At 41.0% G+C, this 26,476-nt stretch carries 38 protein-coding genes and 2 rRNA genes; 38 read left to right on the forward strand and 2 right to left on the reverse strand.

What is annotated here, in order from left to right; genetic code table 11:
- The first annotated feature begins 60 nt into the window (after positions 1 to 60).
- The 34 genes from rpsS to MKY70_RS00855 all read left to right on the forward strand — a co-directional run bounded on the left by rpsS (position 61) and on the right by MKY70_RS00855 (position 18,846).
- The gene (rpsS, locus tag MKY70_RS00690) at positions 61 to 339 is read left to right on the forward strand and encodes a 30S ribosomal protein S19 (protein ID WP_000124452.1); all 279 of its coding nucleotides are present in this window, start codon (positions 61 to 63) and stop codon (positions 337 to 339) included.
- Positions 340 to 356: 17 nt separating this feature from the next.
- Positions 357 to 698: a 50S ribosomal protein L22 gene (gene rplV / locus MKY70_RS00695; protein ID WP_002009773.1), complete on the forward strand. Its 342-nt coding sequence runs from the start codon at positions 357 to 359 to the stop codon at positions 696 to 698.
- Between the two features lie 3 nt (positions 699 to 701).
- The gene (gene rpsC, locus MKY70_RS00700) at positions 702 to 1,361 is read left to right on the forward strand and encodes a 30S ribosomal protein S3 (RefSeq protein WP_002009771.1); all 660 of its coding nucleotides are present in this window, start codon (positions 702 to 704) and stop codon (positions 1,359 to 1,361) included.
- 1 nt (position 1,362) lies between these two features.
- Positions 1,363 to 1,797, forward strand: a complete 435-nt coding sequence (gene rplP / locus MKY70_RS00705) for a 50S ribosomal protein L16 (RefSeq protein ID WP_000928969.1) — start codon at positions 1,363 to 1,365, stop codon at positions 1,795 to 1,797.
- Complete coding sequence (rpmC, locus tag MKY70_RS00710; RefSeq protein ID WP_002091523.1) at positions 1,787 to 1,987, forward strand: 50S ribosomal protein L29; 201 nt, start codon at positions 1,787 to 1,789, stop codon at positions 1,985 to 1,987. Before rplP ends, rpmC begins: the two co-directional genes overlap by 11 nt.
- A gap of 20 nt (positions 1,988 to 2,007) precedes the next feature.
- Positions 2,008 to 2,271 (forward strand): 30S ribosomal protein S17, encoded by a 264-nt coding sequence (rpsQ, locus tag MKY70_RS00715; RefSeq protein ID WP_002091526.1) that lies wholly within the window; start codon positions 2,008 to 2,010, stop codon positions 2,269 to 2,271.
- Between the two features lie 43 nt (positions 2,272 to 2,314).
- The gene (rplN, locus tag MKY70_RS00720) at positions 2,315 to 2,683 is read left to right on the forward strand and encodes a 50S ribosomal protein L14 (RefSeq protein WP_000615912.1); all 369 of its coding nucleotides are present in this window, start codon (positions 2,315 to 2,317) and stop codon (positions 2,681 to 2,683) included.
- 38 nt (positions 2,684 to 2,721) lie between these two features.
- On the forward strand, positions 2,722 to 3,033 hold the full coding sequence (gene rplX, locus MKY70_RS00725) for a 50S ribosomal protein L24 (RefSeq protein WP_000558201.1): 312 nt from the start codon (positions 2,722 to 2,724) through the stop codon (positions 3,031 to 3,033).
- Between the two features lie 26 nt (positions 3,034 to 3,059).
- A complete protein-coding gene (rplE, locus tag MKY70_RS00730; protein ID WP_002091528.1) occupies positions 3,060 to 3,599 on the forward strand; it encodes a 50S ribosomal protein L5 in 540 nt (179 codons plus the stop codon).
- Positions 3,600 to 3,632: 33 nt separating this feature from the next.
- A complete protein-coding gene (gene rpsN, locus MKY70_RS00735; RefSeq protein WP_001085700.1) occupies positions 3,633 to 3,818 on the forward strand; it encodes a 30S ribosomal protein S14 in 186 nt (61 codons plus the stop codon).
- Positions 3,819 to 3,847: 29 nt separating this feature from the next.
- The gene (gene rpsH / locus MKY70_RS00740) at positions 3,848 to 4,246 is read left to right on the forward strand and encodes a 30S ribosomal protein S8 (RefSeq protein ID WP_002009764.1); all 399 of its coding nucleotides are present in this window, start codon (positions 3,848 to 3,850) and stop codon (positions 4,244 to 4,246) included.
- A gap of 32 nt (positions 4,247 to 4,278) precedes the next feature.
- The gene (gene rplF, locus MKY70_RS00745) at positions 4,279 to 4,818 is read left to right on the forward strand and encodes a 50S ribosomal protein L6 (RefSeq protein ID WP_002009762.1); all 540 of its coding nucleotides are present in this window, start codon (positions 4,279 to 4,281) and stop codon (positions 4,816 to 4,818) included.
- A gap of 31 nt (positions 4,819 to 4,849) precedes the next feature.
- On the forward strand, positions 4,850 to 5,212 hold the full coding sequence (gene rplR / locus MKY70_RS00750) for a 50S ribosomal protein L18 (protein WP_002009761.1): 363 nt from the start codon (positions 4,850 to 4,852) through the stop codon (positions 5,210 to 5,212).
- A 21-nt stretch (positions 5,213 to 5,233) separates the two neighbouring features.
- Positions 5,234 to 5,734 carry a 30S ribosomal protein S5 gene (gene rpsE / locus MKY70_RS00755; RefSeq protein ID WP_002009759.1) on the forward strand — a complete coding sequence of 167 codons (501 nt, stop codon included), beginning with the start codon at positions 5,234 to 5,236 and terminating at the stop codon, positions 5,732 to 5,734.
- A gap of 13 nt (positions 5,735 to 5,747) precedes the next feature.
- Entirely contained in the window at positions 5,748 to 5,930 is a 183-nt protein-coding gene (gene rpmD / locus MKY70_RS00760) for a 50S ribosomal protein L30 (RefSeq protein WP_002009757.1), read from the forward strand.
- 33 nt (positions 5,931 to 5,963) lie between these two features.
- Positions 5,964 to 6,404, forward strand: coding sequence for a 50S ribosomal protein L15 (gene rplO / locus MKY70_RS00765; protein ID WP_002009754.1), 441 nt, complete (start codon positions 5,964 to 5,966; stop codon positions 6,402 to 6,404).
- On the forward strand, positions 6,404 to 7,705 hold the full coding sequence (gene secY, locus MKY70_RS00770) for a preprotein translocase subunit SecY (RefSeq protein ID WP_002124688.1): 1,302 nt from the start codon (positions 6,404 to 6,406) through the stop codon (positions 7,703 to 7,705). The genes rplO and secY overlap by 1 nt, the downstream gene beginning before the upstream one ends.
- A 54-nt stretch (positions 7,706 to 7,759) precedes the next feature.
- Entirely contained in the window at positions 7,760 to 8,410 is a 651-nt protein-coding gene (locus MKY70_RS00775; protein ID WP_088030730.1) for an adenylate kinase, read from the forward strand.
- Positions 8,410 to 9,156, forward strand: coding sequence for a type I methionyl aminopeptidase (map, locus tag MKY70_RS00780; protein ID WP_000582542.1), 747 nt, complete (start codon positions 8,410 to 8,412; stop codon positions 9,154 to 9,156). The genes MKY70_RS00775 and map overlap by 1 nt, the downstream gene beginning before the upstream one ends.
- 68 nt (positions 9,157 to 9,224) lie before the next feature.
- Complete coding sequence (gene infA / locus MKY70_RS00785; RefSeq protein WP_001029884.1) at positions 9,225 to 9,443, forward strand: translation initiation factor IF-1; 219 nt, start codon at positions 9,225 to 9,227, stop codon at positions 9,441 to 9,443.
- Between the two features lie 35 nt (positions 9,444 to 9,478).
- Positions 9,479 to 9,592 (forward strand): 50S ribosomal protein L36, encoded by a 114-nt coding sequence (gene rpmJ, locus MKY70_RS00790; RefSeq protein WP_000868344.1) that lies wholly within the window; start codon positions 9,479 to 9,481, stop codon positions 9,590 to 9,592.
- Positions 9,593 to 9,613: 21 nt separating this feature from the next.
- Positions 9,614 to 9,979: a 30S ribosomal protein S13 gene (gene rpsM / locus MKY70_RS00795; protein ID WP_002009746.1), complete on the forward strand. Its 366-nt coding sequence runs from the start codon at positions 9,614 to 9,616 to the stop codon at positions 9,977 to 9,979.
- Between the two features lie 24 nt (positions 9,980 to 10,003).
- Positions 10,004 to 10,393 carry a 30S ribosomal protein S11 gene (rpsK, locus tag MKY70_RS00800; protein ID WP_002009745.1) on the forward strand — a complete coding sequence of 130 codons (390 nt, stop codon included), beginning with the start codon at positions 10,004 to 10,006 and terminating at the stop codon, positions 10,391 to 10,393.
- Between the two features lie 180 nt (positions 10,394 to 10,573).
- Positions 10,574 to 11,518 (forward strand): DNA-directed RNA polymerase subunit alpha, encoded by a 945-nt coding sequence (locus MKY70_RS00805; protein ID WP_002009743.1) that lies wholly within the window; start codon positions 10,574 to 10,576, stop codon positions 11,516 to 11,518.
- 35 nt (positions 11,519 to 11,553) lie between these two features.
- Positions 11,554 to 11,916 (forward strand): 50S ribosomal protein L17, encoded by a 363-nt coding sequence (rplQ, locus tag MKY70_RS00810; protein ID WP_000331490.1) that lies wholly within the window; start codon positions 11,554 to 11,556, stop codon positions 11,914 to 11,916.
- Positions 11,917 to 12,020: 104 nt separating this feature from the next.
- Positions 12,021 to 12,863, forward strand: coding sequence for an energy-coupling factor ABC transporter ATP-binding protein (locus tag MKY70_RS00815; protein ID WP_002009740.1), 843 nt, complete (start codon positions 12,021 to 12,023; stop codon positions 12,861 to 12,863).
- Positions 12,839 to 13,720 (forward strand): energy-coupling factor ABC transporter ATP-binding protein, encoded by an 882-nt coding sequence (locus MKY70_RS00820; protein ID WP_002124690.1) that lies wholly within the window; start codon positions 12,839 to 12,841, stop codon positions 13,718 to 13,720. The genes MKY70_RS00815 and MKY70_RS00820 overlap by 25 nt, the downstream gene beginning before the upstream one ends.
- On the forward strand, positions 13,708 to 14,502 hold the full coding sequence (locus MKY70_RS00825) for an energy-coupling factor transporter transmembrane component T family protein (RefSeq protein WP_016095189.1): 795 nt from the start codon (positions 13,708 to 13,710) through the stop codon (positions 14,500 to 14,502). Before MKY70_RS00820 ends, MKY70_RS00825 begins: the two co-directional genes overlap by 13 nt.
- A gap of 14 nt (positions 14,503 to 14,516) precedes the next feature.
- Entirely contained in the window at positions 14,517 to 15,260 is a 744-nt protein-coding gene (truA, locus tag MKY70_RS00830) for a tRNA pseudouridine(38-40) synthase TruA (protein WP_002124694.1), read from the forward strand.
- Between the two features lie 152 nt (positions 15,261 to 15,412).
- Positions 15,413 to 15,850, forward strand: a complete 438-nt coding sequence (gene rplM / locus MKY70_RS00835) for a 50S ribosomal protein L13 (protein ID WP_002029337.1) — start codon at positions 15,413 to 15,415, stop codon at positions 15,848 to 15,850.
- A 21-nt stretch (positions 15,851 to 15,871) separates the two neighbouring features.
- Positions 15,872 to 16,264, forward strand: a complete 393-nt coding sequence (gene rpsI / locus MKY70_RS00840) for a 30S ribosomal protein S9 (RefSeq protein ID WP_002009728.1) — start codon at positions 15,872 to 15,874, stop codon at positions 16,262 to 16,264.
- A gap of 162 nt (positions 16,265 to 16,426) precedes the next feature.
- The gene (locus MKY70_RS00845) at positions 16,427 to 16,855 is read left to right on the forward strand and encodes a DUF2521 family protein (protein ID WP_002029335.1); all 429 of its coding nucleotides are present in this window, start codon (positions 16,427 to 16,429) and stop codon (positions 16,853 to 16,855) included.
- Between the two features lie 66 nt (positions 16,856 to 16,921).
- Positions 16,922 to 17,635 carry an N-acetylmuramoyl-L-alanine amidase CwlD gene (gene cwlD / locus MKY70_RS00850; RefSeq protein WP_088030729.1) on the forward strand — a complete coding sequence of 238 codons (714 nt, stop codon included), beginning with the start codon at positions 16,922 to 16,924 and terminating at the stop codon, positions 17,633 to 17,635.
- A 143-nt stretch (positions 17,636 to 17,778) separates the two neighbouring features.
- On the forward strand, positions 17,779 to 18,846 hold the full coding sequence (locus tag MKY70_RS00855) for an Mrp/NBP35 family ATP-binding protein (RefSeq protein WP_060750893.1): 1,068 nt from the start codon (positions 17,779 to 17,781) through the stop codon (positions 18,844 to 18,846).
- Between the two features lie 50 nt (positions 18,847 to 18,896).
- Here the strand turns inward: MKY70_RS00855 and gerD are convergent, their stop codons facing one another.
- Positions 18,897 to 19,514 carry a spore germination lipoprotein GerD gene (gene gerD, locus MKY70_RS00860; protein WP_002091554.1) on the reverse strand — a complete coding sequence of 206 codons (618 nt, stop codon included), beginning with the start codon at positions 19,512 to 19,514 and terminating at the stop codon, positions 18,897 to 18,899.
- A 139-nt stretch (positions 19,515 to 19,653) separates the two neighbouring features.
- Here gerD and kbaA point away from each other — a divergent pair, with 139 nt between their 5' ends.
- Positions 19,654 to 20,265, forward strand: coding sequence for a KinB signaling pathway activation protein KbaA (gene kbaA / locus MKY70_RS00865; protein ID WP_002124701.1), 612 nt, complete (start codon positions 19,654 to 19,656; stop codon positions 20,263 to 20,265).
- 124 nt (positions 20,266 to 20,389) lie between these two features.
- Here kbaA and pdaB read toward each other — a convergent pair whose 3' ends face one another.
- A complete protein-coding gene (pdaB, locus tag MKY70_RS00870) occupies positions 20,390 to 21,154 on the reverse strand; it encodes a polysaccharide deacetylase family sporulation protein PdaB (RefSeq protein ID WP_341022596.1) in 765 nt (254 codons plus the stop codon).
- 193 nt (positions 21,155 to 21,347) lie between these two features.
- Between pdaB and MKY70_RS00875 the strand changes: the two genes are divergently transcribed.
- The 3 genes from MKY70_RS00875 to MKY70_RS00885 all read left to right on the forward strand — a co-directional run bounded on the left by MKY70_RS00875 (position 21,348) and on the right by MKY70_RS00885 (position 26,410).
- A complete protein-coding gene (locus tag MKY70_RS00875) occupies positions 21,348 to 21,566 on the forward strand; it encodes a hypothetical protein (RefSeq protein ID WP_002139933.1) in 219 nt (72 codons plus the stop codon).
- 224 nt (positions 21,567 to 21,790) lie between these two features.
- Positions 21,791 to 23,342 (forward strand): 16S ribosomal RNA (locus MKY70_RS00880).
- 146 nt (positions 23,343 to 23,488) lie between these two features.
- Positions 23,489 to 26,410: ribosomal RNA gene (locus tag MKY70_RS00885) — 23S ribosomal RNA — on the forward strand.
- Together the 16S and 23S rRNA genes form the textbook arrangement of a ribosomal RNA operon.
- The last annotated feature ends 66 nt before the right edge of the window (positions 26,411 to 26,476 follow it).

The raw sequence follows: 26,476 nt of genomic DNA on the forward strand, positions 1-26,476 counted from the left end.
TGGGATTGTAGTACGGTTCATTTCAAGAACCGTACGCCAATCACGAAGGGAGGCACCAAAATGGCTCGTAGCTTAAAAAAAGGACCATTTGTCGATGATCACTTAATGAACAAAATGGAAAAATTAGTTGCATCTGAGCAAAAACAAGTTGTTAAAACTTGGTCTCGCCGTTCAACAATCTTCCCTCAGTTCATCGGACATACAATTGCTGTATATGATGGTCGTAAACACGTACCTGTGTACATCACTGAGGATATGGTTGGCCATAAGTTAGGTGAATTCGCACCAACTCGTACGTATAAAGGTCACCTTGCTGACGATAAGAAAACTAGAAGATAATGAGAGGAGGCACTTCAATGCAAGCTAAAGCAGTAGTGAGAACAGTTCGTATTGCTCCTCGTAAGGTTCGTTTAGTAGTAGACTTAATCCGAGGTAAGCAAGTGGGTGAAGCGATTGCTATCCTTAACCACACACCAAAAACTGCTTCTCCAGTTGTAGAAAAAGTTTTAAAATCTGCAATCGCAAATGCAGAGCACAATTATGAGATGGATATTAACAACCTAGTTGTTGAAAAAGTCTTCGTTGACGAAGGTCCAACGTTGAAACGTTTCCGTCCACGTGCAATGGGTCGTGCAAGCCAAATTAACAAACGCACAAGCCACATCACAGTTGTGGTATCAGAAAAGAAGGAGGGATAATCGATGGGTCAGAAGGTTAATCCAATTGGTCTTCGTGTCGGTATTATCCGCGACTGGGAATCTCGTTGGTTCGCTGAGAAAGATTATGCTACGTTATTACATGAAGACATCAAAATCCGTGAGTACATTACTGTACGCTTAAAAGATTCTGCTGTTGCTAAAGTAGAAATCGAACGTGCAGCAAATCGTGTAAATGTTACAATTCACACTGCAAAACCTGGTATGGTAATTGGTAAAGGTGGTACTGAAGTTGAAGCACTTCGTAAAGCTCTTAACCAATTAACAGGCAAGCGTGTACACATTAACATTTTAGAAGTTAAGAGAGCTGATCTTAACGCTAAATTAGTGGGCGAAAACATCGCTCGTCAATTAGAAAACCGTGTATCATTCCGTCGTGCACAAAAGCAAGTTATTCAACGTGCTATGCGTGCAGGAGCAAAAGGTATTAAAACACAGGTTTCTGGTCGTCTTGGCGGGGCTGATATCGCTCGTGCAGAATCTTACAGTGAAGGAACTGTTCCACTTCATACACTTCGCGCTGATATTGACTATGCAGCAGTTGAAGCTGATACAACATACGGTAAATTAGGCGTAAAAGTATGGATCTACCGTGGAGAAGTCCTTCCTACAAAAAAGAAAGCTTCTGAGGAAGGAGGAAAATAATATGTTAATGCCAAAACGCGTAAAATATCGTAGAGAGCATCGTGGTAAAATGCGTGGTCGTGCAAAAGGTGGAACTGAAATTGCTTTCGGTGAATTCGGTTTACAAGCACAAGCTGCTTCATGGATTACAAACCGTCAAATCGAAGCTGCTCGTCGTGCAATGACTCGTTACATGAAACGTGGCGGTAAAGTATGGATTAAAATTTTCCCTTCTAAACCTTACACTGCAAAACCTCTAGAAGTACGTATGGGTTCCGGTAAAGGGGCACCAGAAGGCTGGGTAGCAGTAGTAAAACCTGGGAAAATTATGTTTGAAATCGCGGGTGTATCTGAAGAGGTAGCACGCGAAGCATTACGTCTTGCAGCTCACAAACTACCTGTGAAATGTAAGTTCGTAAAACGTGAAGAAAATGGTGGTGAATCTAATGAAAACTAATGATATTCGTGAATTAACCACTGCCGAAATCGAAACAAAAGTTAAAGCTTTAAAGGAAGAATTGTTCAATCTTCGCTTCCAACTTGCTACAGGACAATTAGAGAATCCAACTCGCATCCGTGAAGTGCGTAAAGCGATTGCTCGTATGAAAACTGTAGTTTGTGAAAGAGAGATCGGAATTAATCGATAAATTGAGGGGAGGTTTGCATAGTGAGCGAACGTAACCAACGCAAAGTTTATACTGGTCGTGTTGTGTCTGATAAAATGGACAAAACGATTACAGTTTTAGTTGAAACTTACAAAACTCATTCCTTGTACGGAAAACGTGTTAAGTATTCTAAAAAGTACAAAGCCCATGATGAGCAAAACCAAGCAAAACTTGGCGATATCGTTAAAATCATGGAAACTCGCCCGCTTTCTGCTACTAAGCGTTTCCGTTTAGTTGAAATCGTTGAAGAAGCGGTTGTTATCTAAATAGACGAATCGGAATTTTTAGTCCGAAGGGAGGTTTCATAACATGATCCAACAAGAATCTCGTTTGAAAGTTGCTGACAACTCTGGTGCACGTGAACTTTTAACAATTAAAGTATTAGGCGGCTCTGGTCGTAAATATGCTAATATTGGTGATATTATCGTTGCTACGGTAAAACAAGCAACACCAGGTGGCGTTGTTAAAAAAGGTGACGTTGTTAAGGCAGTAGTGGTACGTACGAAGAGCGGAGCTCGTCGTCCGGACGGTTCTTATATTAAATTTGATGAAAACGCAGCGGTTATCATCAAAGACGATAAGAGCCCACGTGGTACTCGTATCTTCGGACCAGTAGCTCGTGAATTACGTGATAGCAACTTCATGAAGATCGTTTCTTTAGCTCCAGAAGTTCTATAATTTAAGGTATTGCCTTGCTAAGGAGGTGCAGAATTAAGATGCATGTAAAAAAAGGTGATAAAGTTCAGGTAATCACTGGTAAAGACAAAGGAAAACAAGGCGTTATCCTTGTGGCTTTCCCAAAGCAAAACCGTGTTATCGTTGAGGGTGTTAACATCGTTAAAAAACACTCTAAGCCATCTCAATTAAATCCACAAGGTGGAATTATTACGAAAGAAGCACCTATTCACGTTTCTAATGTTATGGTATTAGATCCGAAAACAGGCGAACCTACTCGCGTAGGCTTCAAAGTAGAAGATGGTAAAAAAGTTCGTATTGCAAAAAAATCTGGTGAATTATTAGATAAATAATTTTCTTAAGAAAGGAGGTCACTTCATTGAATCGCCTTAAAGAGAAGTTCCAAAAGGAAATTACTCCTGCTCTAATGAGCAAGTTTAACTATAAATCTGTGATGGAAGTACCGAAAATCGAAAAGATCGTAATCAACACTGGTGTTGGTGACGCGGTATCTAACTCAAAAGCTTTAGACAATGCAGTAGAAGAATTAACGCAAATCGCAGGTCAAAAACCTGTTGTAACTCGCGCTAAAAAATCAATCGCTGGTTTCCGTCTTCGTGAAGGTATGCCAATCGGTGCGAAAGTAACTTTACGCGGACAACAAATGTATGAGTTCTTCGACAAATTAGTATCAGTTTCTTTACCACGTGTACGTGATTTCCGTGGTGTTTCTAAGAAATCATTCGATGGTCGTGGGAACTACACATTAGGTGTTAAAGAGCAACTAATTTTCCCTGAGATTGATTATGATAAAGTAAGTAAAGTCCGCGGTATGGACATCGTAATCGTTACTACAGCGAAAACTGATGAAGAAGCTCGTGAACTTTTAACACAATTCGGTATGCCATTCCAAAAATAATGGAAGCCAACGCTAAGTAGAGGAGGCGAAAACGTGGCTAAAAAATCTATGATCGCGAAACAAAAGCGTACTCCTAAGTTTAAAGTACAAGAGTATACACGTTGCGAACGCTGCGGTCGTCCGCATTCTGTATACCGCAAATTTAAGCTTTGCCGTATTTGTTTCCGTGAACTTGCATATAAAGGTCAAATTCCTGGTGTTAAAAAAGCTAGTTGGTAAAACCCACAAATGGGAAGGAGGTAAAACACATGGTGATGACAGATCCAATTGCAGACATGCTTACTCGCATCCGTAATGCGAACATGGTACGTCATGAGAAATTAGAGGTTCCTGCTTCTAAAATCAAAAAAGAGATCGCTGAACTTTTAAAACGTGAAGGTTTCATTCGTGATGTAGAATACATTGGGGATAACAAACAAGGTATCCTTCGTATTTTCCTGAAATATGGTGCAAACAATGAACGTGTAATCACTGGATTAAAACGTATCAGTAAACCTGGCTTACGCGTTTACGCAAAAGCTGATGAAGTACCACGTGTACTTAACGGATTAGGTATCGCTCTTGTTTCTACATCTAAGGGAGTAATGACAGACAAAGACGCTCGTCAATTACAAACTGGTGGAGAAGTAGTAGCATACGTTTGGTAATATATATTTAAAACGAACGGAGGTGTGACCACATGTCTCGTATTGGTAAAAAGATTCTTGAAATCCCTGCAGGTGTTACTATTACAGTTGCAGAAGACAATACTGTAACAGTAAAAGGCCCTAAAGGTGAATTAACTCGTACTTTCAAAACTGATATGTCTATCAAAATTGAAGAAAATACACTAACAGTTGAGCGTCCATCTGAACAGAAGGAACACCGTGCATTACACGGTACAACTCGTGCTTTAATCGGAAACATGGTTGAAGGTGTAACTACAGGTTTCGTACGCGGACTTGAATTAGTCGGTGTTGGTTACCGTGCTCAAAAACAAGGAGATAAACTTGTTTTAAGCGTAGGTTATTCTCATCCAGTAGAAATGACTCCAGAAGCAGGACTTGAAGTTGAAGTACCTGTACCAACTAAAATCGTAATTAAAGGTATCGACAAGCAACGTGTTGGCGAATTTGCTGCTAACATCCGCGCTGTACGTGCTCCTGAACCATATAAAGGTAAAGGTATTCGTTACGAAGGCGAAGTTGTTCGTCGTAAAGAAGGTAAAACTGCTAAGTAAACCCGTTAGGTGAAAGAAAGGAGTGACAAGAATGATCACTAAAGCTGCTAAAAATGCGACTCGTAAGAAAAGACATGCACGTGTACGTGCTAAACTTACTGGTACTGCAGAACGTCCACGTTTAAACGTGTACCGTTCTAACCAACATATTTACGCTCAAGTTATTGATGATGTAAATGGTGTAACATTAGTAAGTGCATCTACTCTTGATAAAGACCTTGCTCTTAACGGTACTAGCAATACTGAAGCTGCTACGAAAGTTGGAGAATCAGTTGCTAAGCGTGCTGTAGAGAAAGGCGTTAAAGAAGTAGTATTTGATCGCGGTGGTTACTTATACCATGGCCGTGTTAAAGCTCTAGCTGAAGCTGCTCGTGAGGCTGGATTACAATTTTAATGGTCAAAGGAGGGAAAATTGATGCAACGCATTGACCCAAGTAAATTAGAACTTGAAGAACGTGTAGTTACGATAAATCGTGTCGCGAAAGTTGTTAAGGGTGGTCGTCGTTTCCGCTTTGCTGCACTAGTTGTAGTTGGCGATAAAAACGGTCATGTTGGATTCGGTACTGGTAAAGCACAAGAGGTACCAGACGCAATCCGTAAAGCTATCGAAGACGCTAAGAAAAACCTAATCGCTGTACCATTAGTTGGTACAACAATTCCTCATACAATCAACGGTCATTTTGGAGCTGGTGAAGTATTCTTAAAACCTGCTGCTGAGGGTACTGGTGTTATTGCTGGTGGACCTGTTCGTGCGGTACTAGAATTAGCTGGTGTACAAGATATTCTTTCGAAATCTCTTGGTTCTAACACACCAATCAACATGATTCGCGCTACTGTGAACGGATTAAGCGAACTTAAGCGCGCTGAAGATGTTGCAAAATTACGCGGTAAATCTGTAGAAGAGCTACTAGGTTAAGGAGGGAAAACAAATGGCGAAAAAGTTAGAAATTACCCTCACTCGTAGTGTAATTGGTCGTCCACAAGATCAACGTGCGACGGTAGAAGCTTTAGGTCTTAAAAAGTTGAATTCAACTGTAGTTAAGGAAGAAACTCCTGCTATTCTTGGTATGATCAACAAAGTTTCTCACCTTATCTCTGTAAAAGAAGCTTAAGGATAACTCATTAATATAAGGAGGTGCCTGGGAATGAAACTTCATGAATTAAAACCTGCAGAAGGTTCTCGTAAAGTACGTAACCGTGTCGGTCGTGGTATCGGTTCTGGTAACGGTAAAACTGCTGGTAGAGGTCATAAAGGACAAAACGCACGTTCTGGCGGCGGTGTTCGTCTTGGCTTCGAAGGTGGTCAAACTCCACTATTCCGTCGTTTACCAAAACGCGGCTTCACAAACATTAACCGTAAAGAGTTTACTATTGTAAACTTATCAACGTTAAATCGTTTTGAAGATGGTACAGAAGTAACACCTGAATTATTGCTGGAAACTGGCGTTATCAGCAAGTTAAACGACGGTGTTAAAATTCTTGCAAGCGGAGCAGTAGAGAAAAAATTAACTGTTAAAGCGCACAAGTTCTCTTCAAGTGCTAAAGAAGCAATTGAAGCAGCTGGCGGATCAGTTGAGGTGATCTAATGTTTCGTACAATCTCCAACTTTATGCGCGTTGCTGAGATAAGACGTAAAATATTATTCACTTTAGCGATGTTAGTCGTATTCAGGATTGGCACGTTTATCCCAGTGCCATTTACAAATGGAGACGTACTGAAAGCACAAGATCAATTAAATGCCTTAGGTATCCTAAATACATTTGGCGGTGGCGCCTTGAAGAACTTCTCCATCTTCGCGATGGGAATCATGCCGTATATTACAGCATCCATCATCGTGCAATTATTGCAGATGGATGTTGTTCCTAAATTTTCGGAATGGTCGAAGCAAGGCGAAATGGGCCGTCGTAAACTAACGCAATTCACGCGTTACTTTACAATTGTTCTTGCGTTTATTCAGGGGTTTGGTATGTCAATCGGTTTTAACGGTATGGTAGGTGGGCAATTAATTTTGAATCCAGGTTGGAGCACTTATTTATACATTGCTACGGTACTGACTGCTGGTACTGCATTTTTAATGTGGTTAGGTGAACAGATTACAGCTAAAGGTGTAGGTAATGGTATTTCCATTCTTATCTTTGGCGGTATTGCCGCAGCGATCCCAAGTGTTATATCTCAAGTGTATCAACAACAGTTTCAAAATATCGGAGATCAATTGTTCATGAGTATCGTTAAAGTTGCATTGATTTTACTAGCTGTGCTAGCGGTTATTGTTGGTGTTATTTTCATTCAACAGGCTGTTAGAAAGATCCCAATTCAATACGCGAAGCGTGTAACAGGAGGGAATGGGAATCATGCTGGAGCACAAAACACTCATTTACCACTTAAGGTAAATAGTGCGGGTGTTATTCCAGTCATTTTTGCTGTTTCATTCTTAATTACGCCTCCAACTATTGCACAGTTCTTCCCGAAACATGATGTGTCGCAGTGGATTATTGCAAACTTTAACTATTCTCACCCAGTGGGAATGATCATATATGTTGCGCTCATTGTAGCCTTCACATATTTCTATGCATTTGTTCAGGTTAATCCAGAGCAAATGTCAGAGAATCTAAACAAGCAAGGTGGATATGTTCCAGGTATTCGTCCGGGTAAGAATACAGAACAATATCTAACAAAAATCTTGTATCGTTTGACCTTTGTGGGATCAATTTTCCTAGCAGCGATTGCAATCTTACCAGTTATCTTTACGAAATTGGGAAATCTTCCTCCATCTGCACAGATTGGTGGAACGAGTATGCTAATCGTTGTCGGCGTTGCTTTAGAAACAATGAAGCAGCTAGAAAGCCAATTGGTAAAACGCCATTACAAAGGGTTTATCAAGCAGTGAGTAAGTGGGAAGAACTGTCTTCCCTACATGCTCATGTACTGAGGGGGAACAAGGATGAACTTGATTTTAATGGGGCTTCCTGGTGCTGGTAAAGGTACACAAGCCGAACAGATTATTGCCAAGTATAACATCCCTCACATCTCAACAGGAGATATGTTCCGTGCAGCTATGAAGGCTGAAACTGAACTTGGTTTACAAGCAAAATCTTTTATTGATAAAGGTGCGCTTGTTCCAGATGAAGTTACAATTGGAATTGTTCGTGAACGTTTAAGCCAAGAAGACTGTATTAAAGGCTTCTTATTAGATGGTTTCCCACGAACTGTTGCACAAGCATCAGCTCTTGAAGAGATTATGAAAGATCTTGGCAAAAAAATCGACTATGTTTTAAACATTAATGTGGATTCAGGGTTGTTATTAAAACGCCTTACAGGCCGTCGCATTTGTAAAGAATGCGGTGCGACTTACCACTTAGAATTCAATCCGCCAGCAAAAGCTGATGTGTGCGATAAATGTGGTGGCGAATTATATCAACGCTCTGATGACAATGAAGAAACTGTAGCAAATCGTTTAGATGTAAATATTAAGCAAACAAAACCTTTGCTTGATTTCTACGAGGAGCTTGGCTACTTAAAAAGCATTAATGGTGAGCAAGATATCAATAAAGTATTTGCTGATATCGATGTTCTCATCGGAGACTTAGCGTAATGATCATCTGCAAAACTCCTCGCGAGATAGAAATCATGCGAGAAGCTGGCAGGATCGTTGCTTTAACTCATCAAGAGTTGAAACAACATATTACTCCAGGAATTACAACGAAAGAGCTCGATCAAATAGCGGAAAAGACGATTCGAAAATATGGTGCTACGCCATCTTTTAAAGGATACAACGGATTTCCGGGGAGCATTTGTGCTTCTGTAAATGAAGAGCTTGTACACGGGATTCCAGGGAAGCGTAAGCTCGAAGAGGGCGATATCATCAGTATCGATATTGGTGCGAAATACAATGGGTACCATGGTGATTCTGCATGGACGTATCCAGTTGGAAACATTTCTGAATCTGTTCAAAAGCTACTTGATGTCACAGAAAAATCGTTGTATCTTGGTCTAGAACAAGTAAAACCAGGCGAAAGATTATCAAATATCTCGCATGCGGTTCAAACACATGCTGAAGAGAATGGGTTCTCGATCGTTAGGGAGTATGTTGGTCACGGAATCGGGCAAGACTTACATGAGGACCCTCAAATCCCGCACTATGGTCCACCAAATAGAGGCCCTAGATTAAAGCCGGGAATGGTCATCTGTGTTGAGCCGATGGTGAATCAAGGAAGACGATATGTAAAAACACTATCTGATGACTGGACAGTGGTAACGGTAGATGGTAAATGGTGTGCCCATTTTGAGCACACGATTGCTCTTACAGAAGCAGGATACGAAATCCTTACCACTTTATAAGTAGCTGGCTCTCCGGGATTTCAGAGCAGTGTAAAATGTTACTGATTTGAAGAAGGGAGAACTATTGAATGGCTAAAGATGATGTAATTGAAGTCGAAGGTACCGTTCTTGAAACGTTGCCAAATGCTATGTTCAAAGTAGAATTAGAGAATGGGCATGTCGTATTGGCTCACGTTTCTGGTAAAATCCGTATGAACTTCATTCGTATTTTACCAGGAGACAAAGTTACGGTAGAATTATCTCCGTACGATTTAAATCGTGGTCGTATTACGTACCGTTTTAAATAATATAGCACTCCGTAATCTTTAAGGAGGTTCGAGACATGAAAGTAAGACCGTCAGTTAAACCAATCTGCGAAAAATGTAAAGTTATTCGTAGACGTGGAAAAGTAATGGTTATTTGTGAAAACCCTAAACATAAACAAAAACAAGGTTAATCAGAAGGAGGTGCATTCAAAATGGCACGTATCGCAGGTGTAGATATTCCTCGTGACAAGCGCGTTGTTATTTCTTTAACTTACGTATTCGGCATTGGTCGCACAACTGCTGAAAAAATTCTTACAGAAGCTGGTATTTCTTCGGAAACACGAGTTCGTGATTTATCGGAAGATGAATTAGGACGTATCCGTGATATCATCGATCGTATTAAAGTTGAGGGAGACCTTCGTCGTGAAGTATCTCTTAACATTAAACGTCTAATGGAGATCGGTTCTTACCGTGGTCTTCGTCACCGTCGTGGTTTACCAGTTCGTGGTCAAAACTCTAAAAACAATGCTCGTACACGTAAAGGTCCACGTCGTACAGTAGCAAATAAAAAGAAATAATAAGTAAAGGAGGTTGAACTAACAATGGCACGTAAAACAAACACTCGTAAAAAACGTGTGAAAAAGAATATTGAAGCTGGTATAGCTCATATTCGTTCTACTTTCAACAACACAATCGTAACACTTACAGATACTCATGGTAACGCACTTTCTTGGTCTAGTGCTGGTGCACTTGGTTTCCGTGGATCTCGTAAATCTACTCCATTCGCTGCGCAAATGGCTGCTGAAGCTGCTTCTAAAGTTGCAATGGAGCATGGTTTAAAAACTTTAGAGGTTACTGTTAAAGGTCCTGGTGCTGGTCGTGAAGCTGCAATTCGTGCTCTTCAAGCGGCAGGTCTAGAAGTAACAGCAATTAGAGATGTTACTCCAGTTCCTCATAATGGATGTCGTCCACCAAAACGTCGTCGTGTGTAATTTTTCTGTATAGAATTTTCCCTTTTGTCTATAATGGATATGATGCATTATCGAGAAATTTCGTACAGAAACATCGCTTGTTGTGCACAATCGGGAACTGCCTAAGGGGGACTTTCGGTTAAACAGAGGTTCTTCCTTTGTTTAACCGGGGTTTCGACGTTTTGAAGGAGGGTTTAGTTAATGATTGAAATCGAAAAACCGAAAATCGAAACGGTTGAACTTAACGAAGATGCTAAGTATGGCAAATTCGTGATTGAACCGCTTGAGCGTGGATATGGTACTACTTTGGGTAACTCCTTACGTCGTATTCTTTTATCCTCACTCCCTGGTGCCGCTGTAACTGCTATCCAAATCGATGGCGTTTTACACGAATTTTCAACAGTTGAGGGCGTAGTAGAAGACGTTACGACGATGATCTTAAACTTGAAAAAGTTAGCTCTTAAAATCTACTCTGAAGAAGAGAAGACGTTGGAAATCGATGTACAGGGCGAAGGTATTGTCACAGCTGCTGATATTACTCACGATAGTGATGTTGAAATCTTAAATCCAGATTTACACATTGCGACGTTAGCAAAAAATGCGCATTTCCGCATGCGTTTAACTGCAAAGCGTGGCCGTGGGTATACGCCAGCTGATGCAAATAAAAGCGAAGATCAACCAATAGGAGTAATTCCTATTGATTCTATTTATACTCCAGTATCACGTGTGACTTACCAAGTGGAAAAGACACGTGTCGGACAAGTGGCTAATTATGATAAGCTTACGCTTGATGTATGGACGGATGGAAGCATCGGGCCAAAAGAAGCTATCTCTTTAGGTGCCAAAATCTTAACTGAGCATTTAAATATCTTTGTTGGTTTAACTGACGAAGCACAAAATGCTGAGATTATGGTCGAGAAGGAAGAAGATCAAAAAGAAAAAGTTCTTGAGATGACTATCGAAGAACTAGATCTTTCTGTTCGTTCTTATAATTGCCTAAAACGTGCAGGAATTAATACTGTACAAGAGCTTGCGAACAAAACAGAAGAAGATATGATGAAAGTTCGTAACTTAGGACGTAAATCCTTAGAAGAAGTTAAACATAAACTTGAGGAATTAGGTTTAGGTTTACGTAAAGACGACTGAGGATTTAAACCCATCAACAAAGGAGGGAACTACGAATGGCATACAGAAAATTAGGCCGTACAAGTGCGCAACGTAAAGCTATGTTACGTGATTTAGCTACTGATTTAATTATCAACGAGCGCATCCAAACGACAGAAACTCGTGCAAAAGAACTTCGTTCTGTAGTGGAAAAAATGATCACTTTAGGTAAACGCGGAGATCTTCATGCTCGTCGTCAAGCAGCAGCTTTCATCCGTAATGAGGTTGCTAACGCTGAGACTGGTCAAGATGCACTTCAAAAATTATTCGCTGATGTAGCTCCACGCTATGCTGAGCGCCAAGGCGGATACACTCGTATTGCAAAAATTGGTCCACGTCGCGGAGACGCAGCACCAATGGTAATTATCGAGTTAGTATAATGATGATTAAAAGGGCAGGACAGTTCTTTTCAAGTAACTGGTCATGGCCCTTTTTTTTTAAGTATAAAAATAGGCTAACTTGACGAAAGAAAGGGTGCCTTGTATTGAAAAAAGAGAAACTTCGGACAGAAAATATATCATTTCAATATCCTGGGGCAGCCTCTTATGCATTAAAAGATGTTTCGTTTTCCTTATATGAAGGAGAATGGGTATCTGTTATTGGACAAAATGGTTCAGGGAAGTCTACACTTGCAAAATTATTGAATGGCTTATTTTTACCGGAATCAGGGAAAATTACTTTAAATGATACAATGATTTTATCAGAGGAAACAGTATGGGATGTTCGAAAGCAAATTGGCATGGTATTTCAAAATCCAGATAATCAATTTGTTGGAACGACAGTACAAGATGACGTTGTATTCGGCCTAGAGAACATCGGAATGCCAAGGGAGCAGATGATAGAAAGACTAGAACAAGCTCTGCAACTTGTCCGTATGGAAGATTTTTTAAATGAAGAACCCCATTCGTTATCTGGTGGACAAAAGCAGCGAGTCGCAATAGCAGGTGTTCTAGCACTTCAACCATCTATTTTAATACTAGATGAAGCAACTTCAATGTTAGACCCTCAGGGGAGACGTGAAGTAGTAGAAACGGTCAGACAACTTGTTGATCAAAAGGGTATTACGGTATTATCGATTACGCACGATTTAGAAGAAGCGGCACAGTCAGACCGTATTATTATTTTGAACAAGGGAGAAATACTAGAGGAAGGTACTCCAGAGCAAATTTTCAAATCCTCTCATATGCTCCAAGAGATTGGATTAGATGTACCTTTTTCGGTGAAAATAGCAGAATTATTAAAAAGAAATGAAATTCACTTGCAAAATACGCATCTTACAATGGAAAGCTTGGTGAACGAACTTTGGAGATTACATTCCAAAAAGTAGAACATCGTTATCAATATAAAACTCCATTTGAAAGACGCGCACTTTATGATGTAGACGTGTCGTTTCCAAGTGGGGGCTATTATGCCATTATCGGTCATACTGGTTCAGGTAAGTCGACGATGATTCAACATTTAAATGGTTTATTGCAGCCGACAAATGGTACGGTTCAAATTGGTGAACATTTAATTTCAGCAGGGAAGAAAGAGAAAAAGCTTAAGCCGCTACGAAAAAAAGTAGGGGTTGTCTTTCAGTTTCCAGAACATCAACTATTTGAAGAGACAGTTGAAAAGGACATTTGTTTTGGACCGACTAATTTTGGTGTATCTGAAGAAGAGGCAAAACAAAAGGCGAAAGATGCAATCCAGCTTGTTGGATTGGACATAGAGTTATTAGCACGTTCTCCGTTTGAATTAAGCGGTGGGCAAATGAGGCGTGTTGCAATAGCAGGCGTACTTGCGATGGAACCCGAAGTGCTTGTATTAGATGAACCTACAGCAGGGCTTGATCCAAAAGGACAGCACGAGCTCATGGAGATGTTTTACAATTTGCATAAGGAACAGGGGCTTACAGTCATTCTTGTTACCCATAATATGGAGGATGCCGCTAAGTATGCAGATCAAATAGTGGTCATGCATAAAGGAACGGTCTTTTTGCAAGGAAGAGCAGAGGAAGTATTTTCATATGCTGATGAATTAGAACAAATCGGTGTGGATCTTCCAATGTCTTTAAAGTATAAACGTGCAATTGAAGAGAAGTTTGGTATTTCAATTTCGAAGGCTACCTTATCTTTAGAGGATCTTACTCATGAAGTTGTACAGGTGTTACGAAAAGGTGGTCATGAATCATGCAGCAGTTGATTATTGGGAGATATATTCCAGGTCAGTCACTCATTCATCAACTTGATCCTCGTACGAAGCTGTTGATTGTCTTTTTATATGTATTTGTTGTTTTCTTAGCAAATAATGCGATTTCATATGGATTTTTATTTTTATATGCACTCATTGCTTTATTTTTTGCAAAAGTGCCGATTCGTTATGTACTTTCGGGCTTAAAACCAATTCTGTGGATTTTTCTTTTTACATTTTTCCTGCATATTTTTACAAATAAAGAAGGGGAAGTACTATTCCAGCTTGGTTGGTTTTCGATACATGAAAAAGGATTAGAGCAAGGGATATACATTTCTATACGATTCTTCGTTATTATTTTAATGACGACATTATTAACGTTAACGACGACACCTATTGAAATTACAGATGGGTTGGAGACGTTATTAAAGCCGTTCAAGCGTATAAAAGTTCCTGTTCATGAAATCGCATTAATGATGTCAATTTCACTACGTTTTATCCCGACATTAATGGATGAAACGAGTAAAATTATGAAAGCACAAGCGTCACGTGGCATTGATTTCGTCGGGGGACCGATAAAAGATAGGATGAAAGCTATTATCTCACTACTCGTTCCATTATTTATCAGTGCTTTTAAGCGTGCAGAGGACTTAGCGATTGCGATGGAATCTCGTGGATATAAAAGTGGCGAAGGACGTACTAAATTTAGGCAACTACGCTGGAAAATAAGTGATACAGTAACAATTGTAAGCTTACTTTGTTTAGCTTGTATTTTGGCATGGGTGCGGTCGTAATGGAGAATAGAGAAATGGAAAGAATAAAATGTACAGTTGCATATGATGGCATTCATTTTTGTGGTTACCAAATTCAACCACAGCATCGGACTGTTCAACAAGAAATAGAGAAAGCATTGCAGAAGTTGCATAAAGGAGAACTTGTTCGTGTGCAGGCATCAGGCAGAACGGATTCTACCGTTCACGCCAAAGGACAAGTGATACACTTTGATACACCTTTGTCTCTTGAAGAGTGGCAATGGAGTAATGCTTTAAATACAATGTTGCCGGATGATATTATTATCAGGCAGGTAGAGAAGAAAACAGAAGAATTTCATGCACGTTACGGTGTCGAGAAAAAAGAATATCGCTATCGTGTATTATTATCAAAGACTGCGGATGTATTCCGTAGAAATTACGTATATCAATATCCATATCCACTCGAAATAAACTCTATAAGAAAAGCGATTCCTTATTTTATTGGAACGCATGACTTTACTTCTTTTTGTTCGGCAAAAACTGACAAAAAAGATAAAGTACGAACAATTTATGAAATCGAATTAATTGAGCAAGACGATGAATTAATTTTTCGCTTTGTAGGTAATGGATTTTTATATAATATGGTCAGAATTATTGTTGGTACGTTACTTAGCGTAGGTCAAGGAAAGCTTGATCCGGATAGTATTCCAGAGATTTTAGCGAAACAAAATCGCCAGTTTGCTGGAAAGATGGCTCCAGGTCATGGACTTTACTTATGGCAGGTAAACTATAACAACTAATCCTGGTGTAACATTTGCTTGACATTAGAAACTCAAAAGTATATCATAACATATGGTATTGTTTCTAAAACCACGATTAGCCCCGGAAGGAAATCGTGTTTAAGATAAACAATAGATTTTTTCTATGGAAAAGATAACGAGGAGGGAAACACATGCGTACGACTTTTATGGCAAAAGCTAACGAAGTTGAGCGTAAATGGTATGTGGTTGATGCTGAAGGTCAAACTTTAGGTCGCCTATCTACTGAAGTAGCATCCATTTTACGTGGTAAACACAAACCAACATTTACACCACACGTTGACACGGGTGATCATGTAATTATTATTAACGCTGAGAAAATTCATTTAACAGGTAATAAATTAAACGATAAAATTTACTACCGTCACACTAACCACCCAGGTGGACTTAAGCAAAGAACAGCTCTAGAAATGCGTACAAACTACCCTGTACAAATGTTAGAGCTTGCAATTAAAGGCATGCTTCCAAAAGGACGTTTAGGACGTCAAGTGTCTAAGAAATTAAACGTGTATGCTGGAGCAGAGCATCCACACCAAGCACAACAACCAGAAGTTTACGAACTTCGCGGATAATTAATTAAAGGAGGGCTTACTTTGGCACAGGTTCAATACTATGGCACTGGACGTCGTAAGAGTTCAGTAGCGCGCGTACGCCTAGTTCCAGGCGAAGGACGCGTTATTATTAACGGTCGTGATTTTGAAAACTATATCCCATTTGCTGCATTACGTGAAGTAGTGAAACAACCTCTAGTTGCAACAGAAACTTTAGGTAACTACAATGTACTTGTAAACGTAAATGGTGGTGGATACACTGGTCAAGCTGGTGCTATTCGTCACGGTATTTCTCGCGCTTTATTAAAAGCTGATCCAGAATACCGTCTAACATTAAAACGTGCGGGTCTATTAACTCGTGACGCACGTATGAAAGAGCGTAAAAAATACGGTCTTAAAGGCGCACGTCGTGCACCTCAGTTCTCAAAACGTTAATTTTTGCGAACTACAAACCCCAACCATTTTGGTTGGGGTTTTTTTATGTTTAATTCCTCTATTGTAATTTTTTTAGCTTGGAATATTTTAGTGCTACCGTCCTACGTATGCTTCTTCTTTAGAAGTTTAGACTAATACGTATTAGGGAGGTTTATAAGTACTATGAATGTCATTGTCAGCTTACAAGAAAAACAAAAAGAAAAGCAGTTAAAATACGAGCGGAAGATGCTGCGAGAATTATCATTAAAAACATTGCGTTTAAATATTCGTGATGCCTTTCAAATGCAAGAACTTCATCGTCAGTATGAAGATTATTGCATTGAACTAGGGATAGAATCTTATTTATTAGGAGCGAGATACAGTAAATTTGGTTATCATGGCGAATCATTCTTTGATGTGAAATATAGGGCTTTAGAAGAAGAACAACAATTAACTGAAACGTTATTTCAATTTTTAACGAGTATGACTATACGTGAAATTAAGTTGCAAGACGAGGAATTGCTTTTTGAATCTTGCCAGCAGTTTATCGGCTTGTGGTGGCAGGAAGGCTATGAAAAAGGCGAAAGAAGATATCGATTAAAGCTACACTAAGACAAGCATAAACTTTCCTCTTGTCCCATATAAGTAATTAGAGGGACTAGCTGGAGGAGGAAAGGTATGAAGAGAATTCGAATTATCTCTTTTGCGCTCGCTGCGGTTGTTTTGTTTTTTTTAGTTAAACAAGAATTTCAAATTACAAAATCGTGGCGAGCTTGGAATTTACCCTTATCAGGGAAAGTGATTGTACTAGATGCTGGGCATGGTGGGCCAGACGGAGGGGCTGTTGGTGGAAAGGATATTGTAGAAAAAGATATTACACTTGAGATTACAAAAAAGGTACAAGATTATTTACAAGAACAAGGTGCTTTAGTTATTTTAACGCGTGAAGGAGATTATGATTTAGCTAATAAAGATACAAAGTCATATAGTAGACGTAAAGCAGAGGATTTAAAAAAGCGTGTTGAGATCATTAATAAGCCTGATGTAGACTTTTTTGCGAGTATTCATTTAAATGCCCTAACTAGTAGTGGATCTAAGGGCGCACAAACGTTCTACTATCGTTCTTCGATTGAAAATGAACGGGCTGCGAAATTTATACAAGCTGAATTGAGAACAAGCTTAGAAAATACGAATCGTTCTGCTAAAACAATTCCTCACGTGTATTTATTGAAGTATGCCAAAACACCAGGTGTTTTAATTGAGGCTGGCTTTTTATCGAATGTGAATGAAAGATATATGTTAAATTCGGAGAAATACCAACAAAAAGTAGCTGCTGCAATATATCGTGGTATATTACGTTATTTTACGGAAAAAGGAAATCCTCCAGAATAAGGAGGATTTTTCGAGTTTCTCTCGTTAACGAAGTTTTCCGAAAATATGTTATACTGGAAATGTAAACGCATTTATTTCAAAAATAAAGAGAGATAAATTTAATTAACAATACGTTATTTTTCATACAGGGGGCTGGGCTAATTATGGTAACAAAAGAGCAGGTAGTGGAAGCATTGGAAGGGATTGTAGATCCGTTTATACATAAAACGTTAAAAGAAACAAATGCAATTAAAGAGGTGACAGTCAAGCCTGAGAAGGAACATGTAAGTGTTAAAATTGCAATTGTAAAGACGGGTACAGCGGAACAAATGCAGTTGCAGTCTGGAATTGTAAAGTTAGTAAAAGAACTTGGAGCAACAACAGTTGGACTTCGTTTTGCAGAATTTACAGAAGAGGAATTAGCTCAGTTTGCACCACCGCAAGAGGAAGAGAAAAGTGAATCCTTATTATCACCGAACTCAAATACAACATTTTTAGCAGTGGCAAGTGGAAAAGGTGGAGTAGGGAAATCAACTGTTTCTGTTAACCTTGCAATTGCTTTAGCTCGTTTAGGCAAAAAGGTTGGTATCATTGACGCGGATATTTACGGTTTTAGTGTACCGGATATGATGGGTATAGAAAAACGTCCAATCGTAAGAGGTGATAAGATAATACCAGTGGAGCGTCTAGGCGTGAAAGTAATCTCAATGGGATTCTTTGTAGAAGATAACGCACCTGTTATTTGGAGAGGACCGATGCTTGGGAAAATGTTAAATCACTTTTTCACAGAAGTAGAGTGGGGTGATTTAGATTACTTAGTATTGGACCTACCACCAGGTACGGGTGATGTTGCTTTAGATGTACATTCGATGTTGCCGGCTTGTAAAGAGATTATTGTAACAACGCCGCATCCAACAGCGGCATTTGTAGCAGCGCGCGCTGGAGCCATGGCTTTACGTACAGAACATAGTATTCTTGGTGTTGTTGAAAATATGGCGTATTTTGAAAGTAAAGCAACTGGTGAAAAAGAGTATGTGTTTGGAAGAGGTGGAGGAGATAAATTGGCTACGGAACTCCAAACGGATGTACTTGGCCGAATTCCACTTCAACAACCTGATTGGAATAAAGAGGACTTTGCGCCGTCAGTATATGAAGATACACATCCAACGGGTCTCATTTATCGTACGATAGCTGAGACAGTTATTGATAAAACAGCTGTCGCGCAAAAGTAAAGTAGTAATGAGTGGACATTATATACATTGTCCACTCATTGCTATAATTTTTATTGTTGTTCTTTGTTCCCATCTTGAGAACCGCCTTCACCACCTGCGCCTTTCTTATCAGACCCACCTTTTTCGGCTTTTTGTACACCCTTACTAATGATGTCAATCATCTTAGCTTGGAAGAGAGGGCTTTCGGCAGTTTCAGTTAGTACTTGCTGTAAATATTGACGATATTCTTTACTCTTCATTGTTTGTAACATAATTTTCTCTACTTCAGGATTTTTCATAATCTCTATAACACCTGATTGGTATTCAGGATCTTTTAGTAAAGTTTTCATTAAGTTTGTTTGTTCTTTTCCCATACTTTTAGCAAATTTCGATGAGAACTCAGGGTCTTTAAAGAGCTTTTCCCAGAATTGTTGCCCTTTTTCAGATACCAGTGCATCTTCAATCGTTTTCTTTACTACTGTTTCATCTAGTATGAGTGCTTGTTTCATTTTTTCATCAGTTAATACATCTTGGATCGCTTTTTTTCCTTGATCGGTTTTTAAAATATCAACAATCATTTTTTTTGTTTGATCATAATCAAGTTCGGATTTTGCTTCTTTTTCTTGTGCACATGCCGCTAGTGCTATAAATAGAAAAGAAGAAATCAAAACGAGCAGCATCCGTTTCATAAGTTGGAGCTCCTTTCAGCAAAGTTCTCTTTTTTTAATATAAATCTCTTTAAGGAATTTATACATTAACATGGCTAGCTTTTTGAAATTGTCATTGTTACAATTTAATTAGAAATATAAGAATAATGGGGGATGTGTTGTGAATAGCCGCAAGTGGGTACGACTATTTTTTACGACGTTGTTTCTTGGTGGGATTAGCACAGTCTTTATTGGTTTTGTTTTAGAGTGGGACAAGTACGCTAAATTTTTTCAAAATTTCGACGGAAAAGAGATTTTAGCAATTTCCTTTTGGTTGATGGGCGTAGGATTTATTTTTAGTGTTATAAGTCAAATGGGGTTCTTTGCGTATTTAACGATCCATCGTTTTGGATTAGGGATGTTTCGGTCATCTTCTTTATGGAATACAGTGCAACTGTTCTTTATTGCGTTCGTATTATTTGATTTCGTTTATTTAAGGTCAGTACTTGTTGCAAATGGGGAAGTTTCATTAGGGAATAACATACTTGTTGCTGGGATGTTATTTGTGTTTGGGGCAATTGTCGCTTATATAAAGAGTAAAGAAACGAATAAAAAAGCATTTGTTCCCGCTCTGTTCTTTATGGTTGTTGTAACAATTCTTGAATGGGTACCAGCGCTCCGGATTAATGATACAGATTGGTTATATTTAATGGTGATACCACTTTTATTATGTAATTCATATCAGTTACTTGTATTGCATCGTTTAATTGGACAAAAGAGTAAGTCAGCTTAATGAGGAGAGTGGGTTTTTAATTATCCAGATTCTTATCGTCTGTAAATGCTAGGATAAAAAAGCTCTGCTATCTTAACAAAAGATAGCAGAGCTTTTTATGTGTGAAGGACCGTGTAGAAAGGAACTACTTAATATCTTCACTTTTTGTACTTGTGTTGGAAATAAGTTGTGATACAGATGTTTGTTCATATCCGTCGCTCTTTAATTTTTGTAAGAGTAATGGTAAAGCCTTATTTGTTTGAAGGGCAGAATCAGAAGCATGTAATAAGACGATATCTCCACCCTTTAAATTGCTAGAGACTGTGGAAATGATTTTATTTACGCCGGGATTTTTCCAGTCATTTGAATTGTTACTCCAATGAACGATGGTGTATCCGAGTGATTCCGCTATTTTAAGAGTTGTTTTGTTAAAATCGCCACTAGGTGGACGTAATAGCTTGACTTGTTTTACGCCAAGTTTCGTAAAAACATCTTGTGCCCGCAAAAGATCTCGTCGTATTTCATTTGCTTCTAGTGAAGTGTAGGATGTGTAATTATAGCCCATACTACCAATCTCATGTCCATCTTTCATGATGCGTTCGACAATATCAGGGTGTCTTTCAGCCCATGCAGCAGAGAGAAAGAAGGTTGTATTCTTAATTTCTCTTTCTTTGAGTGTATTAAGGATTGGAATAGCTTTTTTGTCCCCCCAACTAATGTCAAACGTGAATGCAACTTGTTTTTTTGCAGTGTCCCCTTTGTAAATCACTTTAGGGCCAGTAGCAGTTGAAAAAGCAGATTCATGTGAATATGTTTTTAAAAAGAGTAGCCATGCTGTAAATAAGGAAAGTACGACTATTAAGCTAATGTGTTTAAATGTTCTTTTACTCGTAATAAAAAAGAAAAACATAATATTACGCCCCTTTGTCCAATCCTTTTCAGTTACATATATGCTTTAAATTTAAAAAAGAGAACAAGGGATTAATATCGTAAGTGGTGGATATAATGAGTGATAGAATTTTGTTTTTTGATGATACATTATTGATAATTGAAAATGAGTGGGGCGTTTATCGGTACACGTAAGGAGTTATTGGGGTGATAATTTGCTTGGGATTATGTTGACGAAGGAAGAGAAAAAAGAAATGGAATACATACTGAAGAGAGAGTTAGAGGAACTTTTATTTGATTTTGAAGATGAGCGTATACATAGCGTTGTAAAAAAGGCGATGGAAGAAAGGTATAAAATCATTTTTTGTTTATTTCGGAGAGTTGCTAATAGGGAAGAATGTATTCGTTATGTAAGAAAAAGAATTTTTTATTAAAAAGTATTGACGTTAAGAATAAGTATATGATAAATTAATAAACGTCGCTGATGCAGAAACGCAGAAAACGGCAAAAAAGAAATTTAAAAACTTAGTTGACATCGAAAAATGAAGATGTTAACATAAGGAAGTCGCAAACGAGCGACCAAGTAGTTCTTTGAAAACTGAACGAAACAAACAACGTGAACGTCAATTTTTATTTTTAGATGCTAGACAAACTAACTTTATTGGAGAGTTTGATCCTGGCTCAGGATGAACGCTGGCGGCGTGCCTAATACATGCAAGTCGAGCGAATGGATTAAGAGCTTGCTCTTATGAAGTTAGCGGCGGACGGGTGAGTAACACGTGGGTAACCTACCCATAAGACTGGGATAACTCCGGGAAACCGGGGCTAATACCGGATAATATTTTGAACTGCATAGTTCGAAATTGAAAGGCGGCTTCGGCTGTCACTTATGGATGGACCCGCGTCGCATTAGCTAGTTGGTGAGGTAACGGCTCACCAAGGCGACGATGCGTAGCCGACCTGAGAGGGTGATCGGCCACACTGGGACTGAGACACGGCCCAGACTCCTACGGGAGGCAGCAGTAGGGAATCTTCCGCAATGGACGAAAGTCTGACGGAGCAACGCCGCGTGAGTGATGAAGGCTTTCGGGTCGTAAAACTCTGTTGTTAGGGAAGAACAAGTGCTAGTTGAATAAGCTGGCACCTTGACGGTACCTAACCAGAAAGCCACGGCTAACTACGTGCCAGCAGCCGCGGTAATACGTAGGTGGCAAGCGTTATCCGGAATTATTGGGCGTAAAGCGCGCGCAGGTGGTTTCTTAAGTCTGATGTGAAAGCCCACGGCTCAACCGTGGAGGGTCATTGGAAACTGGGAGACTTGAGTGCAGAAGAGGAAAGTGGAATTCCATGTGTAGCGGTGAAATGCGTAGAGATATGGAGGAACACCAGTGGCGAAGGCGACTTTCTGGTCTGTAACTGACACTGAGGCGCGAAAGCGTGGGGAGCAAACAGGATTAGATACCCTGGTAGTCCACGCCGTAAACGATGAGTGCTAAGTGTTAGAGGGTTTCCGCCCTTTAGTGCTGAAGTTAACGCATTAAGCACTCCGCCTGGGGAGTACGGCCGCAAGGCTGAAACTCAAAGGAATTGACGGGGGCCCGCACAAGCGGTGGAGCATGTGGTTTAATTCGAAGCAACGCGAAGAACCTTACCAGGTCTTGACATCCTCTGAAAACTCTAGAGATAGAGCTTCTCCTTCGGGAGCAGAGTGACAGGTGGTGCATGGTTGTCGTCAGCTCGTGTCGTGAGATGTTGGGTTAAGTCCCGCAACGAGCGCAACCCTTGATCTTAGTTGCCATCATTAAGTTGGGCACTCTAAGGTGACTGCCGGTGACAAACCGGAGGAAGGTGGGGATGACGTCAAATCATCATGCCCCTTATGACCTGGGCTACACACGTGCTACAATGGACGGTACAAAGAGCTGCAAGACCGCGAGGTGGAGCTAATCTCATAAAACCGTTCTCAGTTCGGATTGTAGGCTGCAACTCGCCTACATGAAGCTGGAATCGCTAGTAATCGCGGATCAGCATGCCGCGGTGAATACGTTCCCGGGCCTTGTACACACCGCCCGTCACACCACGAGAGTTTGTAACACCCGAAGTCGGTGGGGTAACCTTTATGGAGCCAGCCGCCTAAGGTGGGACAGATGATTGGGGTGAAGTCGTAACAAGGTAGCCGTATCGGAAGGTGCGGCTGGATCACCTCCTTTCTATGGAGAATTGATGAACGCAGTTCATCAATAAACGTTGACTTGTTTTGTTTCGTTCAGTTTTGAGAGAACTATCTCTCAAGTTTAAATGTATGTTCTTTGAAAACTAGATAACAGTGTAGCTCATATTTTTTTAATTTTAGTTTGGTTAAGTTAGAAAGGGCGCACGGTGGATGCCTTGACACTAGGAGTCGATGAAGGACGGGACTAACGCCGATATGCTTCGGGGAGCTGTAAGTAAGCTTTGATCCGAAGATTTCCGAATGGGGAAACCCACTATACGTAATGGTATGGTATCCTTACCTGAATACATAGGGTATGGAAGACAGACCCAGGGAACTGAAACATCTAAGTACCTGGAGGAAGAGAAAGCAAATGCGATTTCCTGAGTAGCGGCGAGCGAAACGGAATCTAGCCCAAACCAAGAGGCTTGCCTCTTGGGGTTGTAGGACATTCTATACGGAGTTACAAAGGAACGAGGTAGACGAAGCGACCTGGAAAGGTCCGTCACAGAGGGTAATAACCCCGTAGTCGAAACTTCGTTCTCTCTTGAATGTATCCTGAGTACGGCGGAACACGTGAAATTCCGTCGGAATCTGGGAGGACCATCTCCCAAGGCTAAATACTCCCTAGTGATCGATAGTGAACCAGTACCGTGAGGGAAAGGTGAAAAGCACCCCGGAAGGGGAGTGAAAGAGATCCTGAAACCGTGTGCCTACAAATAGTCAGAGCCCGTTAATGGGTGATGGCGTGCCTTTTGTAGAATGAACCGGCGAGTTACGATCCCGTGCGAGGTTAAGCTGAAGAGGCGGAGCCGCAGCGAAAGCGAGTCTGAATAGGGCGTTTAGTACGTGGTCGTAGACCCGAAACCAGGTGATCTACCCATGTCCAGGGTGAAGTTCAGGTAACACTGAATGGAGGCCCGAACCCACGCACGTTGAAAAGTGCGGGGATGAGGTGTGGGTAGCGGAGAAATTCCAATCGAACCTGGAGATAGCTGGTTCTCCCCGAAATAGCTTTAGGGCTAGCCTTAAGTGTAAGAGTCTTGGAGGTAGAGCACTGATTGAACTAGGGGTCCTCATCGGATTACCGAATTCAGTCAAACTCCGAATGCCAATGACTTATCCTTAGGAGTCAGACTGCGAGTGATAAGATCCGTAGTCAAGAGGGAAACAGCCCAGATCGCCAGCTAAGGTCCCAAAGTGTGTATTAAGTGGAAAAGGATGTGGAGTTGCTTAGACAACTAGGATGTTGGCTCAGAAGCAGCCACCATTTAAAGAGTGCGTAATAGCTCACTAGTCGAGTGACTCTGCGCCGAAAATGTACCGGGGCTAAATACACCACCGAAGCTGCGAATTGATACCAATGGTATCAGTGGTAGGGGAGCGTTCTAAGTGCAGTGAAGTCAGACCGGAAGGACTGGTGGAGCGCTTAGAAGTGAGAATGCCGGTATGAGTAGCGAAAGACGGGTGAGAATCCCGTCCACCGAATGCCTAAGGTTTCCTGAGGAAGGCTCGTCCGCTCAGGGTTAGTCAGGACCTAAGCCGAGGCCGACAGGCGTAGGCGATGGACAACAGGTTGATATTCCTGTACCACCTCTTTATCGTTTGAGCAATGGAGGGACGCAGAAGGATAGAAGAAGCGTGCGATTGGTTGTGCACGTCCAAGCAGTTAGGCTGATAAGTAGGCAAATCCGCTTATCGTGAAGGCTGAGCTGTGATGGGGAAGCTCCTTATGGAGCGAAGTCTTTGATTCCCCGCTGCCAAGAAAAGCTTCTAGCGAGATAAAAGGTGCCTGTACCGCAAACCGACACAGGTAGGCGAGGAGAGAATCCTAAGGTGTGCGAGAGAACTCTGGTTAAGGAACTCGGCAAAATGACCCCGTAACTTCGGGAGAAGGGGTGCTTTCTTAACGGAAAGCCGCAGTGAATAGGCCCAAGCGACTGTTTAGCAAAAACACAGGTCTCTGCGAAGCCGTAAGGCGAAGTATAGGGGCTGACACCTGCCCGGTGCTGGAAGGTTAAGGAGAGGGGTTAGCGTAAGCGAAGCTCTGAACTGAAGCCCCAGTAAACGGCGGCCGTAACTATAACGGTCCTAAGGTAGCGAAATTCCTTGTCGGGTAAGTTCCGACCCGCACGAAAGGTGTAACGATTTGGGCACTGTCTCAACCAGAGACTCGGTGAAATTATAGTACCTGTGAAGATGCAGGTTACCCGCGACAGGACGGAAAGACCCCGTGGAGCTTTACTGTAGCCTGATATTGAATTTTGGTACAGTTTGTACAGGATAGGCGGGAGCCATTGAAACCGGAGCGCTAGCTTCGGTGGAGGCGCTGGTGGGATACCGCCCTGACTGTATTGAAATTCTAACCTACGGGTCTTATCGACCCGGGAGACAGTGTCAGGTGGGCAGTTTGACTGGGGCGGTCGCCTCCTAAAGTGTAACGGAGGCGCCCAAAGGTTCCCTCAGAATGGTTGGAAATCATTCGTAGAGTGCAAAGGCATAAGGGAGCTTGACTGCGAGACCTACAAGTCGAGCAGGGACGAAAGTCGGGCTTAGTGATCCGGTGGTTCCGCATGGAAGGGCCATCGCTCAACGGATAAAAGCTACCCCGGGGATAACAGGCTTATCTCCCCCAAGAGTCCACATCGACGGGGAGGTTTGGCACCTCGATGTCGGCTCATCGCATCCTGGGGCTGTAGTCGGTCCCAAGGGTTGGGCTGTTCGCCCATTAAAGCGGTACGCGAGCTGGGTTCAGAACGTCGTGAGACAGTTCGGTCCCTATCCGTCGTGGGCGCAGGAAATTTGAGAGGAGCTGTCCTTAGTACGAGAGGACCGGGATGGACGCACCGCTGGTGTACCAGTTGTTCTGCCAAGGGCATAGCTGGGTAGCTATGTGCGGAAGGGATAAGTGCTGAAAGCATCTAAGCATGAAGCCCCCCTCAAGATGAGATTTCCCATAGCGTAAGCTAGTAAGATCCCTGAAAGATGATCAGGTTGATAGGTTCGAGGTGGAAGCATGGTGACATGTGGAGCTGACGAATACTAATAGATCGAGGACTTAACCATATAATATGAAGCAATGTTATCTAGTTTTGAAAGAATATAAAAAACTTGTTGACTTTAAATGTCGAA

Source organism: Bacillus sp. FSL R9-9492, from assembly GCF_038007365.1.
GTDB lineage: Bacteria > Bacillota > Bacilli > Bacillales > Bacillaceae_G > Bacillus_A > Bacillus_A mycoides.

Coding starts and splice junctions, on each gene's coding strand:
- MKY70_RS00845 (WP_002029335.1), top strand. CDS start 16,427: ATGAATGTCATTGTCAGCTTACAAGAAAAACAAAAAGAAAAGCAGTTA.
- rpsK (WP_002009745.1), top strand. CDS start 10,004: ATGGCACGTAAAACAAACACTCGTAAAAAACGTGTGAAAAAGAATATT.
- cwlD (WP_088030729.1), top strand. CDS start 16,922: ATGAAGAGAATTCGAATTATCTCTTTTGCGCTCGCTGCGGTTGTTTTG.
- rpsS (WP_000124452.1), top strand. CDS start 61: ATGGCTCGTAGCTTAAAAAAAGGACCATTTGTCGATGATCACTTAATG.
- MKY70_RS00805 (WP_002009743.1), top strand. CDS start 10,574: ATGATTGAAATCGAAAAACCGAAAATCGAAACGGTTGAACTTAACGAA.
- rpsM (WP_002009746.1), top strand. CDS start 9,614: ATGGCACGTATCGCAGGTGTAGATATTCCTCGTGACAAGCGCGTTGTT.
- rplR (WP_002009761.1), top strand. CDS start 4,850: ATGATCACTAAAGCTGCTAAAAATGCGACTCGTAAGAAAAGACATGCA.
- rpsC (WP_002009771.1), top strand. CDS start 702: ATGGGTCAGAAGGTTAATCCAATTGGTCTTCGTGTCGGTATTATCCGC.
- truA (WP_002124694.1), top strand. CDS start 14,517: ATGGAAAGAATAAAATGTACAGTTGCATATGATGGCATTCATTTTTGT.
- MKY70_RS00825 (WP_016095189.1), top strand. CDS start 13,708: ATGCAGCAGTTGATTATTGGGAGATATATTCCAGGTCAGTCACTCATT.
- MKY70_RS00775 (WP_088030730.1), top strand. CDS start 7,760: ATGAACTTGATTTTAATGGGGCTTCCTGGTGCTGGTAAAGGTACACAA.
- infA (WP_001029884.1), top strand. CDS start 9,225: ATGGCTAAAGATGATGTAATTGAAGTCGAAGGTACCGTTCTTGAAACG.
- rpmD (WP_002009757.1), top strand. CDS start 5,748: ATGGCGAAAAAGTTAGAAATTACCCTCACTCGTAGTGTAATTGGTCGT.
- rpmC (WP_002091523.1), top strand. CDS start 1,787: ATGAAAACTAATGATATTCGTGAATTAACCACTGCCGAAATCGAAACA.
- rpsE (WP_002009759.1), top strand. CDS start 5,234: ATGCAACGCATTGACCCAAGTAAATTAGAACTTGAAGAACGTGTAGTT.
- rplV (WP_002009773.1), top strand. CDS start 357: ATGCAAGCTAAAGCAGTAGTGAGAACAGTTCGTATTGCTCCTCGTAAG.
- rplN (WP_000615912.1), top strand. CDS start 2,315: ATGATCCAACAAGAATCTCGTTTGAAAGTTGCTGACAACTCTGGTGCA.
- rplP (WP_000928969.1), top strand. CDS start 1,363: ATGTTAATGCCAAAACGCGTAAAATATCGTAGAGAGCATCGTGGTAAA.
- MKY70_RS00855 (WP_060750893.1), top strand. CDS start 17,779: ATGGTAACAAAAGAGCAGGTAGTGGAAGCATTGGAAGGGATTGTAGAT.
- rplF (WP_002009762.1), top strand. CDS start 4,279: ATGTCTCGTATTGGTAAAAAGATTCTTGAAATCCCTGCAGGTGTTACT.
- rplQ (WP_000331490.1), top strand. CDS start 11,554: ATGGCATACAGAAAATTAGGCCGTACAAGTGCGCAACGTAAAGCTATG.
- rplM (WP_002029337.1), top strand. CDS start 15,413: ATGCGTACGACTTTTATGGCAAAAGCTAACGAAGTTGAGCGTAAATGG.
- map (WP_000582542.1), top strand. CDS start 8,410: ATGATCATCTGCAAAACTCCTCGCGAGATAGAAATCATGCGAGAAGCT.
- gerD (WP_002091554.1), bottom strand. CDS start 19,514: ATGAAACGGATGCTGCTCGTTTTGATTTCTTCTTTTCTATTTATAGCA.
- rplX (WP_000558201.1), top strand. CDS start 2,722: ATGCATGTAAAAAAAGGTGATAAAGTTCAGGTAATCACTGGTAAAGAC.
- pdaB (WP_341022596.1), bottom strand. CDS start 21,154: ATGTTTTTCTTTTTTATTACGAGTAAAAGAACATTTAAACACATTAGC.
- rplO (WP_002009754.1), top strand. CDS start 5,964: ATGAAACTTCATGAATTAAAACCTGCAGAAGGTTCTCGTAAAGTACGT.
- secY (WP_002124688.1), top strand. CDS start 6,404: ATGTTTCGTACAATCTCCAACTTTATGCGCGTTGCTGAGATAAGACGT.
- rpmJ (WP_000868344.1), top strand. CDS start 9,479: ATGAAAGTAAGACCGTCAGTTAAACCAATCTGCGAAAAATGTAAAGTT.
- rpsH (WP_002009764.1), top strand. CDS start 3,848: ATGGTGATGACAGATCCAATTGCAGACATGCTTACTCGCATCCGTAAT.